This is a genomic window from Streptomyces sp. NPDC096205 (assembly GCF_044763135.1).
GTDB lineage: Bacteria > Actinomycetota > Actinomycetes > Streptomycetales > Streptomycetaceae > Streptomyces.
The window spans coordinates 105,574-117,583 of sequence record NZ_JBIWFS010000011.1; the positions used below are offsets into that span (position 1 = coordinate 105,574).

10 protein-coding genes are annotated in these 12,010 nt (G+C 73.1%); 4 read left to right on the forward strand and 6 right to left on the reverse strand.

Annotation, left to right across the window (positions count from 1 at the left end; translation table 11 throughout):
• Window positions 1-2,142, reverse strand: a complete 2,142-nt coding sequence (glgX, locus tag ACIQ6Y_RS34500; RefSeq protein WP_404045355.1) for a glycogen debranching protein GlgX — start codon at window positions 2,140-2,142, stop codon at window positions 1-3.
• Between the two features lie 268 nt (window positions 2,143-2,410).
• Here glgX and ACIQ6Y_RS34505 point away from each other — a divergent pair, with 268 nt between their 5' ends.
• The 3 genes from ACIQ6Y_RS34505 to ACIQ6Y_RS34515 all read left to right on the forward strand — a co-directional run bounded on the left by ACIQ6Y_RS34505 (window position 2,411) and on the right by ACIQ6Y_RS34515 (window position 6,660).
• On the forward strand, window positions 2,411-4,564 hold the full coding sequence (locus ACIQ6Y_RS34505) for a DUF4139 domain-containing protein (protein WP_404045357.1): 2,154 nt from the start codon (window positions 2,411-2,413) through the stop codon (window positions 4,562-4,564).
• Window positions 4,565-4,572: 8 nt separating this feature from the next.
• Complete coding sequence (locus ACIQ6Y_RS34510) at window positions 4,573-6,132, forward strand: mucoidy inhibitor MuiA family protein (protein WP_404045360.1); 1,560 nt, start codon at window positions 4,573-4,575, stop codon at window positions 6,130-6,132.
• A gap of 84 nt (window positions 6,133-6,216) precedes the next feature.
• Entirely contained in the window at window positions 6,217-6,660 is a 444-nt protein-coding gene (locus ACIQ6Y_RS34515) for a hypothetical protein (protein WP_404045362.1), read from the forward strand.
• A 13-nt stretch (window positions 6,661-6,673) separates the two neighbouring features.
• Here the strand turns inward: ACIQ6Y_RS34515 and ACIQ6Y_RS34520 are convergent, their stop codons facing one another.
• The 5 genes from ACIQ6Y_RS34520 to ACIQ6Y_RS34540 are packed head-to-tail and all read right to left on the reverse strand — an operon-like array spanning window position 6,674 to window position 11,192.
• Complete coding sequence (locus ACIQ6Y_RS34520) at window positions 6,674-8,491, reverse strand: ABC transporter ATP-binding protein (RefSeq protein WP_404045364.1); 1,818 nt, start codon at window positions 8,489-8,491, stop codon at window positions 6,674-6,676.
• The gene (locus ACIQ6Y_RS34525; RefSeq protein ID WP_404045365.1) at window positions 8,488-8,931 is read right to left on the reverse strand and encodes a lasso peptide biosynthesis B2 protein; all 444 of its coding nucleotides are present in this window, start codon (window positions 8,929-8,931) and stop codon (window positions 8,488-8,490) included. Before ACIQ6Y_RS34525 ends, ACIQ6Y_RS34520 begins: the two co-directional genes overlap by 4 nt.
• On the reverse strand, window positions 8,928-9,182 hold the full coding sequence (locus ACIQ6Y_RS34530; protein ID WP_404045367.1) for a lasso peptide biosynthesis PqqD family chaperone: 255 nt from the start codon (window positions 9,180-9,182) through the stop codon (window positions 8,928-8,930). The genes ACIQ6Y_RS34525 and ACIQ6Y_RS34530 overlap by 4 nt, the downstream gene beginning before the upstream one ends.
• Before the next feature lie 13 nt (window positions 9,183-9,195).
• A complete protein-coding gene (locus ACIQ6Y_RS34535; protein WP_404045370.1) occupies window positions 9,196-11,055 on the reverse strand; it encodes a lasso peptide isopeptide bond-forming cyclase in 1,860 nt (619 codons plus the stop codon).
• A gap of 26 nt (window positions 11,056-11,081) precedes the next feature.
• The gene (locus ACIQ6Y_RS34540; RefSeq protein ID WP_359653708.1) at window positions 11,082-11,192 is read right to left on the reverse strand and encodes a keywimysin-related RiPP; all 111 of its coding nucleotides are present in this window, start codon (window positions 11,190-11,192) and stop codon (window positions 11,082-11,084) included.
• A 383-nt stretch (window positions 11,193-11,575) separates the two neighbouring features.
• Here ACIQ6Y_RS34540 and ACIQ6Y_RS34545 point away from each other — a divergent pair, with 383 nt between their 5' ends.
• Window positions 11,576-11,902: a hypothetical protein gene (locus ACIQ6Y_RS34545; RefSeq protein WP_404045373.1), complete on the forward strand. Its 327-nt coding sequence runs from the start codon at window positions 11,576-11,578 to the stop codon at window positions 11,900-11,902.
• Window positions 11,903-12,010 lie beyond the last annotated feature (108 nt).

The window sequence follows — 12,010 nt, forward strand, 5'->3', positions numbered from 1 at the left end:
CTACGAGTCGTCGTGGCCCCGCAGGACGAGCAGGGAGTGGGACTCGACCTCCACGTCGGTGCCGCCCTTGATCAGTGATCGGTACTCGGTGTACGGGATGGCGGTGTCCACCTCGACCGCCCACCAGGGACCGAGCCCGTCGGGGACGGTGAAGGTGAGGGGCTGGTTGTGGGCGTTGAACAGGAGGAGGAAGGAGTCGTCGCGCACGGGCAGGCCCCGCACGTCGGGTTCCGTGATGGCGTCGCCGTTGAGGTGGACCATGAGGGAGCGGGCGAAACCGGTGTCCCAGTCGGTGTCGGTCATCTCCCGCCCGGCAGGGGTGAACCAGGCGATGTCGTGCGGCACGTCCGCCGAGGCGTGCTGGGCGCGGCCCTTGAAGAAGCGCCGTCGGCGGAAGACGGGGTGGGCGCGGCGCAGGGCGATCAGCTTGCGGGTGAAGTCGAGCAGTTCGCTGCCCTCGGTGACGCTGGACCAGTCGATCCAGGTCAGTTCGTTGTCCTGACAGTAGGCGTTGTTGTTGCCGTGCTGGGTGCGGCCGAGTTCGTCGCCGTGCAGCAGCATCGGCACGCCCTGGGAGAGCAGGAGTGTGGTCAGGAGGTTGCGCTGCTGGCGGGCGCGCAGCGCGAGGACGCCTCGGTCGCCGGTGGGGCCCTCCGTTCCGCAGTTCCACGCGCGGTTGTGGTCCTCTCCGTCCCGGTTGTCCTCCCCGTTGGCCTCGTTGTGCTTGTGGTCGTAGGAGACGAGGTCGCGCAGGGTGAAACCGTCGTGCGCGGTGACGAAGTTGACCGAGGCGTAGGGCCGGCGGCCGTCGTTCTGGTAGAGGTCGGAGGAGCCGGTGAGCCGGGAGGCGAACTCGCCCAGCGTGCCGCCCTCGCCCCGCCAGAAGTCCCGTACCGTGTCGCGGTACTTGCCGTTCCACTCGGTCCACAGCGGCGGGAAGTTGCCCACCTGGTAGCCGCCCTCGCCGATGTCCCACGGCTCGGCGATCAGTTTGACCTGGGAGATGACCGGGTCCTGCTGGACGAGGTCGAAGAACGACGACAACCGGTCCACCTCGTGGAACTGCCGGGCCAGCGTGGCCGCCAGGTCGAAGCGGAAGCCGTCGACGTGCATCTCGGTGACCCAGTACCGCAGCGAGTCCATGATCAGCTGCAGGGTGTGCGGGTGGTTCATCCGCAGGCTGTTCCCGGTGCCCGTGGTGTCCCAGTAGAAGCGCGGGTCCTCCTGGGACAGCCGGTAGTACGCCGCGTTGTCCAGCCCTCGCAGCGACAGCACCGGCCCGAGGTGGTTGCCCTCGGCGGTGTGGTTGTAGACCACGTCGAGGATGACCTCGATGCCCGCCTCGTGGAGGGCCTTGACCATCGAGCGGAACTCCTGGACCTGCTCGCCGCGTTGCCCGGACGCGCAGTAGGCGTTGTGCGGGGCGAAGAAGCCGAGGGTGTTGTAACCCCAGTAGTTCGCCAGCCCCTTCTGCGTCAGCGCGTGGTCGTGCACGAACTGGTGGACCGGCATCAGTTCCACCGCGGTGACCCCCAGCGTGACGAAGTAGTCGATCATCGCCGGGTGCGCCAGCGCGGCGTACGTGCCCCGCATCGCCTCCGGTATCGCCGGGTGCGTATGCGTCATGCCCTTCACATGGGCCTCGTAGACGACCGTCTCGTGATAGGGCGTCCGCAGGGGGCGGTCGTTGCCCCAGTCGAAGTAGGGATTGACCACCACGGACTTCGGTGTGTACGGCGCCGAGTCCAGGTCGTTGCGCCGGCCCGGGTCGTCGAAGTGGTACGGGAACAGGGCCTCGTCCCACGCGATGTCGCCCTCGATCGCCTTGGCGTACGGATCGAGCAGCAGCTTGGCCGGGTTGCAGCGCTCGCCGCGCTCGGGGCGGTACGGGCCGTGCACCCGGAACCCGTAGCGTCGGCCCGGGCCGACGTCCGGGAGGTAGATGTGGTGGACGAAGCCGTCCACCTCCTTCAGCGGGACGCGTTCCTCCGTGCCGTCCTCGTCGAAGAGGCACAGCTCCACCCGCTCCGCCACCTCGGAGAACACCGCGAAGTTCGTCCCGGCACCGTCGAAGGTGGCGCCCAGCGGTGACGTCCGGCCGGGCCGCGCCCCTACTTCCGTGTTCTCCTGCCAGATGTGCACGACTCCCACCTCTTTCCGGCACGGACGGTCCGACCGGTCCGCACCTGTCCGCTCCGTCCGCTCCCTTTTGCCCTGGTCGGGCCGGAGCATGCGGGGTTCGGGCGGCGAAGGCCGCTTTCCGACGGGTGGACGGCCGCACCTCAGGCAGGTGGATGACCATCAGGCCCGTTGAGCAGGGGTCCGGTTCCGGCCACCCTCGCGGGCGCTAGGCTTCGCCCGGCACGGACATGACGGGGGCGTGCACGGACATGACGGGGGGCGTGACTGCATGAAGTCCGAGGAGACACCGCGGTGGGCGTCGGCACTCGACGCGGTCGTGGTGTACGCGCAGGGCGCGATGTGCAGCCGTCTGGCACGCGGGACCGTGCCGCCGCGGGGACGGGTGCGGGTCACGGGACTGCCTCGCTCGATGGACCCCGGCTCGCTGCGCGCCCGCGTGGTCGGCGACGCCCGGGTGCGTGTCACCGAGGTCCGGGTGGAGGTGGACGCCGAGCCGTCCGCCGCCGGCTCCTTCGACGCACTGCGGCAGGAGGTCGAGCGCCTCCAGGACGAGCAGGCCGCGGTGCAGGGCCGCCGCGCCCGGCTGCTGGCCCGGATCAAGGAGGTCACGGAGCTGCGCCCGGTTCCGCCGTCGCGCAAGCGTGAGGACCCGCACCGGCGCACTCCTGTCGATGCCTGGCTGGCGCTCGCCGACTTCGTCGACGACCGGCTGACCACACTGCACGGCCGCCTCGCCGGACTGGAGGAGGAACTGCGCCGCGTCGAGCACGAGTTGACCATGGCGACCGACCGCTGGTCCCGGGCCTCCACCGACGCGCCGTCCGCCCATGTCGAGACCACGGTGTGTGCCGTCCTGACCCTCGACGGGACGGGCGAGGTGGAGGTCGAGCTGGAGTACGGGGTCCCCGGCGCCGTCTGGGCACCCGCCTACCGGCTGACGTACCGTCAAGGGGCCGACTCCGGCAGCCTGCTGTTCCGTGCCTCGGTCGCCCAGCGCACCGGCGAGGACTGGACCGGGGTGCGCATCGCCCTGGCTACCGCCGACCTGCGGCGCCGCACCGACCTGCCGAAGCTGCGCTCGCTGCGGATCGGCCGTCGTCAGCCCGCCCCCGGGCCGTCCGGCTGGCGCGAGCCCCCGGCGGGCCTGGCCGACCTGTTCACGGGGTACGACGCGGCGGGCCCGCGCCCGCGGTCGGCCGCCGCAACCGAGGCCGTCGACGCGACGCACGTGCCCTGGCCCCAGGCCGTCGGCGCAGCGCACGTGCCCATGCCTCAGGCCGTCGGCGCCGCTCCCGTGCCCCCGCCCGACGCCGTCGGCGCACCGCCCGCGCCCGGGGCCGTCGCGGGCGGCCCCGTCCCCGCTCCGGTGCCTCCGCCCCCTGCGGCGCCGCTGTACGGCGGACCGCCCGCGGGCCCCGCCGAGCCGGGCGGGGCCCCCGTAGCGCGGGCGCAGGCGGCCGACCGTGCGACGTCGGGCTTCGGGCAGGCGCGGAGCCGGCCGGCCTCCCGGCCCCGAGGAGCAGGCGCGCCCGCTGCCGTGCCACCGGTCGCCTCCGGCCCGATCGCGCCGGCGCCGGTGGCCGGGCCGCCGCGGCCCAGCGGTGACGAGCTCGACTACGCCGCTCTCGTCCTCAGCGGTCCCGAGGAGGCCGAGAGCCGCAGGGGCCGCCTGTTCCCGGGAGCGCCCTTCGACCCGGTGGCGGTCGAGTACCGCAGGCGTGCCGCGACGGTGGCGGCGCTGCCGCTGCCCGGGCATGCCGTACGGCCCCGGGAGTCGGCGGGTTCCTTCGACCACCGTTACGACGCCGTCGCCCCCGCGGACGTGCCCTCCGACGGCACCTGGCACACCGTCACCGTCAGCGAGATCCCGGTCGGCCTGCGCACCGAGTACCTGTGCGTGCCGTCCGTGGAGGAGCGGGTGTACGGGACGCTGGTCCTGTCCAACGCCACCGACCAGGCGCTGCTGGCCGGACCGGTGGAGGTCACCGTCGACGACGACTTCCTGCTGACCGCCGCGCTGCCCACGCTCGCGCCCGGCGGCGTCCGCCGAATGGGGCTCGGTCCCGCGGAGGGCGTCCAGGTCACCCGGCGCACCCACCTCAGCGAGTCGACGGCGGGCCTGCGCAACAACGTGACCGTGCTGGACCATCGCGTGCGGGTCGAGCTGGCCAACCGGCTCGCCCGGCCCGTGTCCGTCGAGGTCCGCGAGCAGGTGCCGGTCACCTCCGAGCCGGACGTCCGGCTCGAGGAACGGGCCGACTGGACCACTCCCGACGACTCCGCGGGCCCCGATCAGCACGCCCCGGGCACCCGCGTGTGGCAGGTCGACCTGCCCGCCGGGGGCACCGCCGCCCTGGACGGCGGCTACGAGATCCGTATCCCGGCCGCCAAAGCACTGGTCGGCGGAGACCGCAGGAGTTGACGCACAGCATGCCCACCGACGCCGGACCGATCCCCGCCCCCGTCACCGCCGTCACCTGCCTGGAGGACCGCGCCCAGGTCGAGCGCACCGTCGCCCTCGACCTGCGGGCCGGCGTCCAGCGGCTGCGCCTGGGGCCGATCAGCGCCCTCGCCGTCGACCGCACTTTGCACGCCGAGCTGACCGCCGGCCAGCAGGCGAGTGTCCTCGACGCCCGCATCGTCCGCACCTGGACCCCGCGCGGCCCGCAGCCCACCGCCGACGACCCGGCACTGCGCCGGCGCGCGCACGCCCTCCAGGAGGAGCGGCACACGCTGGAGCAGCGCGGTGACCGGCTGCGTACCCGCCTCGACCTGCTGGGCCGGCTCGCCGCCGACCTGCTGCGCGAGATCGGCGAGGGGGCCGGCTCCGGTCAGACGGACACGGCCCGCTGGGCCGCGGAACTCGACCGCGTGGACGAGGAACGCGAGGAGCACGGCGAGCGGTTGCGCGCCACACAGGCCCGGCTGACGGAGCTGGCCACCGAACTGCGCCGGACCGAGGAGGCTCTGCTGCTGTCCGAGCAGCAGCCCGCCGAGCTGCTCGGCCATGTCGAGCTGACCGTGCGCTCCGCGGCCGAGGGTCCGGCCCGGCTGCGGCTGCGCCACCTCGTGGCCTGTGCGCTGTGGCGGCCCGCCTATCGGGCCGTGCTCGACGGAGACACCCTGACGCTGGAGACCGACGCCGTGGTCTGGCAGCGCACCGGGGAGGACTGGCCGGACGTACGCCTGGCCCTGTCGACGGCCCGCTCGGCCGCGGCGACCGAGCCACCGCGCCTCGCGGAGGACCGGCTGACGCTGACCGACCGCTCCCCCGCCGAGCGTCGCTCGGTCGAAGTCGAGGTGCGCGAGCAGGAGTTCGCCGAGCTCGGGCCGGCCCCGGTGCTCGGTCTCCCCGGTGTGGACGACGGCGGCGAGACCCGGGTGCTGCACTCCCCCACGCCCGTCTCCGTCCCCGCCGACGGGCACGCCCACCGCGTGCCGCTGTCCTCGCTCACCACGACCGCGAGCAGCGAGTACGCCTGCTTCCCCGAACTGTCACCGCTGGTGACGCAGGTCGTACGGTTCGACAACACGTCCGGCCACGCGCTGCTGGCCGGTCCCGTGGACCTGGTCCGCGGCAGCGGGTTCGGCGGCCGCGGCACGCTGGACTTCACCGCTCCCGGAGCCCCCGTCGAGCTCGCCTTCGGCAGCCACGACGACTACCGGGTCCTGCGGCACACCGAGGAGTCCCGCGACACCACCGCCCTCACCCAACGGACCACCGTCACCCGCACGGTGCGCCTGCACGTGTCCCGCTTCTCCGCCCCCGGGGCACAGGGCGATCAGGTGGTCGCCCTGCGGGAACGCATCCCGGTCTCCGAGGTCTCGGCGGTTCAGGTACGGCTGCGCGAGGACGCCTGCTCGCCTGTGCCCGACGCCGTCGACGACGAAGGCATCGCCCGCTGGGACGTCGTACTGCCGCCCGGCGGCCGCCGTACGGTCACCCTCGTCTACGAGCTCTCCGCGAGCGGCAAGGTCACCGGTCTGTGACGACGACGGCCTGAACTCGGGCCGCGGGCCCGGCCGTCGGACGGTGCCCGCACCGCCGTCGGTCGGTCATGACAGCATGCCCCCATGCCCTTCCCGCACCCCGACGGCGACTACGCGATCACCACGATGTACTCGATACCCGACGACGCCTGGTACTTGGAGCTGGACCTCGTCGACGAACAGCGGGGTCTCGTGACCGCGATCGTGCCCGACGAGGACCCGACGCGAGAGCCGACGGTGTGTTTCAACCTGCATGCGCGGCACGTGGACGTCCCGTACGAGGTGATGCGCTGGTTCATGGACCAGGTCGACAAGGAGATCCTTACGTCCCGCGCCTGGATGCGGCTGCGACCCGAGCTGGTCGAGGTCATTCGCCGGCTGCGCGAGGAGCACCTGGGCGTCATCGGCGACGACCAGTTCCCTCAAGTCCTGGCGGAGGTACGTGCCGAGGTCCCCGAGGTGGACCTCCCCGCCGTACTCGAGGCGGCCTTCGGGCGGAGGCCCGACGGAACCACCGTGGACGGATGAGGGGGCGCCTCGATCACGATCGCGGTCGGGTCTGTGCGACCGGCCGGGTGCCGGAGGCCGATCGCAGGGTCTGGCTCTCGGCGAGGGTGCGGTAGACGTCGCTGGTGACGAGGAGTTCCTCGTGGCGCCCTTGGGCGATGACGCGGCCGGCGTCCAGGACGACGATGCGGTCGGCGTGCTGGACGGTGGAGAGCCGGTGGGCGATGACCAGCACGGCGCAGGTCCGGCTGATCTCCCTGAGGGCCGCGGTGAGGGCGGCCTCGTTGGCGGCGTCCAGGTGGGAGGTGGGTTCGTCGAGCAGGAGGATCCGCGGCCCGGTGAGCAGGGCGCGGGCGAGGGCGACGCGTTGACGTTCGCCGCCCGACAGGGCCGCCCCGTGCTCGCCGACCGCGCCGTGCAGGCCACCGGGCAGCCGCTCGGCCACGGCGTGCAGCCGGGTCAGCAGCAGGACGCGCTCGACGTCCGCGGCGGTGGCGTCCGGGACGCCGTAGGTGATGTTGTCGTGCAGGGTGCCGTGGACGACGTGGTTGTCCTGGTCGACCACGGCGATGCGGGCCCGGCAGGTGCGGCGGTCGAGCCGGGCGGCCGGGTGCCCGTCGAAGTACAGGGTGCCGGCGTCGGGTTCGTAGAAGCGGGCGATCAGCGCGAAGATCGTGGTCTTTCCCGCGCCGGACGGTCCGACGAGCGCGACCTGGCCACGGCGGGGCACGCTGAAGGTCACTCCGTCCAGGACGGGCTGCCCCGGCCGGTAGGCGAAGCGGACGCCGTCCAGCCGCAGGGCCGGTGCGTCGCCGGCCTCGCCGCGCGGGGTGTCGGGGACGGCACGGACGTCGACGGGCTCCTCCGGCAGGGCCATCACCTCGTCCACGCGCCGGTGTGCGCCCATGCCGCGCTGGATGAGGCCGGCGGCTCGGAAGACGGAGGACAGGGGCAGCACCAGGTAGGAGGCGTAGAGCAGGAAGGCCACGAGGTCGCCGAGGGACCGGTCCTGTCCGCTGCTCACGCGCAGTCCGCCGATGACCAGGACCAGCAGGAAGGAGCCCTGGACGGCGAGTTCGACGGCGGAGCTCATGACGGCGGCGTACCGGGCGGTGCGCACTCCGGCGTCGCGGGCCTCCTCGACGCGCGCGCCGATGCGGGCCGCCTCGCGGTCCTCCGCGCGGTGCACCCTGACCATCGGCAGAGCCCCGAGCGCGCGTTCCAGGTCGGCGGCGATGGCCCCGACGGCGCCCTGCATGGACTCGGAGGCGGTGCGAATCCGGCTCAGCAAGGAGGCGACCACGGTCGCCGCGGCCAGAACGGTCACGGTCACGACCAGCAGCAGCAACGGGTCGATCCAGGCCATCAGTGCCAGCGCCCCCGCCGCGGCGAGCGCACCGGTGACCAGGTCCACCAGCGCCTGCGAGACGACTTCCCTGAGCAGCGTGGTGTCGGCCGTCACCCGGGCGATCAGGTCACCCCCGCGGTGGCGGCCGTACTCCCGCATCTCCAGCCGCAGCAGCCGGTTCACCAGGCTGTGCCGCAGATGCCGTACGACGCCTTCGCCCGTGTACTCCAGCAGGAAGCGGCCCAGGGCTCCGGTGGCGGCCTCGGCGGCGAACAGCGCGCCCAGCAGCAGCAAGGAAGCCCCTACCGGGCCGGCACCGGTGCTCGCGTCCACGACCTGTTTGGCGACCAGCGGCTGGGCGAGCCCGAGGGCGGACGCGGCGAGGGTGAGCACGGTGGCCGCGGTGATGGTGGTGCGGTGTCCCGCGGTGAGGCGGTAGACGGCGGCGACCGAGGCCCGGGTGGTGCGGTCCCGTCCGGCGGCGGTTCCGTGGTGTGCCGTCACCGGCGCCCGGTCCGCGGCAGCGGCAACGGCTCTACGGTGATCAGGCGGGCGAAGTAGTCGTCGGGGACGTCCTCGTCGATGAGGTGGCCGGCCACCTCGATCCAGGCGTGGGCCGTGAAGGGAGGTACGACGCGCACGCCGGTGCTCCAGGTCGGCCAGGTGCCGCCGAGCCGGCACAGGAGTGCGGCGCCCAGGGAGCGGGGCAGGCAGCCCTTGGGGCCGGCGCAGCGCAGGCTCACCGCGCACATGGCGTCGCGGGCCCGCTTGGCGTGCGCCTCGTCGGCGGGCGCCGCGCCGCGGCGCAGCAGGTGCAGGACGGCGCGCAGGCGCCGGGGCGGCAGCAGGGACAGCAGCAGGGCGGGTACGAACACGGCCCTGGCCGCGACGCGGCGGCCGAAGGGGACGCCGTCCACGCGGGCGATGGCGCTGGGGGTGGTCATGCGGCCAGCCCGCCGGCGCGCAGTTCACCGATGAGGGCGGTGACGTCGTCGCGGGCCTGCGCCGGGGTCACGTCGAACTCGCGCACCAGCGCGTTCGTCGCGTCGTCCGCGTCCCCGCCCGCCATGAGCGTGCTGACGACCAGGGTGGCGGTGGGGTTCAGTTCCCAGTACTGGCCGGTGCGTTGGTCGAGCAGCACCGTGCCGTAGTCGGTGGTCGCCGTGCACACGTCGGTGCCGAACCGCAGAGTCATGGGGGGTTCCCTTTCACTTCGGGCCGGACGCCGGGCCGTGGGTCACTCCCGTGCGAGAGCGCAGCCAGACCTCGGCGGCGATGGTCGAGTACAGGACGGCGTCACGGAGTTGACGGGTGGCGGGTCTCTCGGCGAGGCGGCGCAGGGTGCGTGCGTCGACCAGGCCCATGCGCGCCAGGTGGGAGTCCTCCCACAGCGTCATGAGGTCGCCGCGGTGCCGGCGCAGCCCGTCGGCGGCGTCCATGGAGGCGGCGGCCTTGTTGCTGCGCCGCAGACAGGGCTCGGGCACGATGCCGTGCATGGCGGCGGTCAGCAGCGGTTTGTACTGCCAGGGCGTGACGCGCTCGGTAGGGCGCACGGCCAGGCAGGCCTCGATGACGCGGTCGTCCAGGAACGGTGAGGCCATGGGCACGCCGGTGCGGGCGGCCATGTGGTCCCACTGGCGGATGATGCGCGAGCAGGAGCGGATCTGCTCCAGGTCGCTGTGCAGGCCGCGGTCGGGGTGCAACGGCGCGGCCCGCTGGGCGCTTTCGCGCAGCGCGGTGCGGGCGAGTTCCTCGGCCTCGGGGGTCATCCAGGCGAACAGGCGCGGGGGCATTCCCCAGCCGAGTCCGGCGGCGACGGTGTCGGGCAGCGGGTCGCGCAGCCGGTTCCCGGCGTCCGCGAGCCAGGTGCCGTACGGCCTGTTGTCGGCGAGGGCGCGCAGTGTGCCGCCCAGCGGCCATTGCCACAGTGCCTTGAAGCCGCGCAGTTGCCGCAGGGCGAACAGCGGCCGGGTACGGGCCAGTCGGTGGTAGTACGCCTCGGAGCACCAGGCCACGTGGTCGCCGCCGATGCCCGTCAGGTGGAGCCGGCTGCCGCGTTCGGCGAGGGCGGGCAGATGGTGCAGGACCCTGGAGCGGTCCATGACACCGATGGTGGGCTCGTCCAGGAGGTCGTCGACGGCGAGCAGTTCGGTGTAGACGAGCGGGGACGCGTCGGCGTCCCAGACCACGTGCTCGACGTCGGGCAGCGACCGCGCGGCCTGCCGGGCCCAGTGCAGGTCGGTGTCGGCGGGGTCGCGGCCGGGCCAGGTGGAGGCGACGACGCGGGCCGGTGAGCGGTCGGCGAGGAAGCAGACCGAGGTGGAGTCCAGGCCGCCGGAGAGGTCGCAGCTGACCACGCCGCCGCGCCGGGTGCGGGCCGCGACGGCCTCGACGAGCGCCGCACGCACCTTCGGTGCTCCCGCGGCCAGGGACACGTCCGGTTGCGGAGGTGTCCACCAGCGGGTGTGGCGCGCCCGGCGGCCGTCCGCCGACACCTCCAGGGCGTCCTCCGGTGCGACGGCGGTGATGCCCCGCCACATCGGTTGCTGGTACAGCGGATGCGGCGCCGGCCACAGCAGTCGTACGGCGATCTGGGCGGGGTCGGGTTCGGAGCCGAGGGCCGTGGCCAGGATGTCGGCCCGGGTGGCGGCGATCTGCATGCCGTCGATCTCGGTGTGGAAGACCAGGCGCAGGCCGGAGGCGGTTCCCCGGACGTGCAGCCGGCCGTCCACGCAGGCCAGGAGATGGAAGCTGCCGGGCAGGGAGCGCGCCCAGGTGTCGAGGGCGGCCAGGTCGCGCAGTCGGTTCGCCGTGCGCCGCAGGGTCGCGGCGTCGACGTCGCCGCACCCGATCAGGGCGAGCGCGACCGATGTGCCGGCGCGTGCGTGGACGATCTCGTCGTCGCGCCAGCGGCCGACGAGCCAGGGGCGGCCCGAGGCGTGCTCCAGCGTGCGGGTGCCCGGGTGGGAGAACGAGCGGGCCACGGCCGCCGCGTCCGCACGGTCCGGGAAGACCGAGCAGTACGCGTCGCCGGGGCCCGCCGCCGCACTCTCGTGCAGTTCAGTCATGACGTCGGATCAGAGGCCGTCGGGTGTCAGTTCTTGCTGAGGATCAGTCGGTCGTTGCCGGCGCGTCCCAGGAGCCCCGTCTGCTTGCGGAACGACCCCAGCCGCACCAGCGTCGGGGCCTCGTATGCCTTCTTCAACGTGCATTCCTCCTCAAGGGGTGAATTCACGCCCGCCTCCGGCCAGAGACGGACTGTGCCGCACACCTGTAACTCCGGAAAAGACCCCGGCGGGCCTCGCCCCGGAGGCGGCACGACCATCACTATCCGGCAAGGAAAAAGCACCGACAAGGCCGCCTGAACTAGTGTGACTATCCTTGCGGGTTCACCCGAACAACACGGTCAGGGATTTCCCCAGCGGCACATATCGCGGCTGAATCCGGTGGCAGAGGTGTGCCGGTGCGCACAGCACACATCCCTACTTTTGCGGCATTCGAGGGATCGTGCGGAAACGCCGCAACCAAGTCCCGGCGGCCGAGCGACTTCTACGGGCAGACAGACACCCCAAGCAAGGGAGAACCGCGATGAACGCACCCAGCGACACGCTCGTCCCGACCGAGGACGTCTGGCCCGACTGCGACCCGTACTTCTGCTCACCCGCAGGCGCGGAGGACCGCTTTCCCGACCGTCTCGGCGGCAACGACTTCCTGCTGCCTCCCCCCGACCCGCGCCGGCGCCTCAGCATCGACGTCAGCCCCGCGGACCAGCGCCGGCTCGACCTGCACGCCGCGCTGACCGTGCGCGGGATCGCGCCGCTGCCCGGCGACCAGGACGCCATCGACGCAATCAGCCATCTCGGCACCGCGGTCACCGCCTCCGTCCTGCGCTGGGTGACGGGCGCGGGCGGCTGATGCCTCGCCCGCCGCACACCCGTTGCGCCTTCCGGCCGGCCTCCCGCCACATGGCCGGCCGGTAGGCAGGTCCCCGTTGCCGGAACCATTGACGCCGGACATCACCAC

Excerpts from the sequence above, each read along its gene's own strand:
- ACIQ6Y_RS34525 (WP_404045365.1), bottom strand. The coding sequence starts at position 8,931 with ATGACCACCCCCAGCGCCATCGCCCGCGTGGACGGCGTCCCCTTCGGC.
- ACIQ6Y_RS34510 (WP_404045360.1), top strand. The coding sequence starts at position 4,573 with ATGCCCACCGACGCCGGACCGATCCCCGCCCCCGTCACCGCCGTCACC.
- ACIQ6Y_RS34545 (WP_404045373.1), top strand. The coding sequence starts at position 11,576 with ATGAACGCACCCAGCGACACGCTCGTCCCGACCGAGGACGTCTGGCCC.
- ACIQ6Y_RS34530 (WP_404045367.1), bottom strand. The coding sequence starts at position 9,182 with ATGACTCTGCGGTTCGGCACCGACGTGTGCACGGCGACCACCGACTAC.
- ACIQ6Y_RS34505 (WP_404045357.1), top strand. The coding sequence starts at position 2,411 with ATGAAGTCCGAGGAGACACCGCGGTGGGCGTCGGCACTCGACGCGGTC.
- ACIQ6Y_RS34535 (WP_404045370.1), bottom strand. The coding sequence starts at position 11,055 with ATGACTGAACTGCACGAGAGTGCGGCGGCGGGCCCCGGCGACGCGTAC.
- ACIQ6Y_RS34515 (WP_404045362.1), top strand. The coding sequence starts at position 6,217 with ATGCCCTTCCCGCACCCCGACGGCGACTACGCGATCACCACGATGTAC.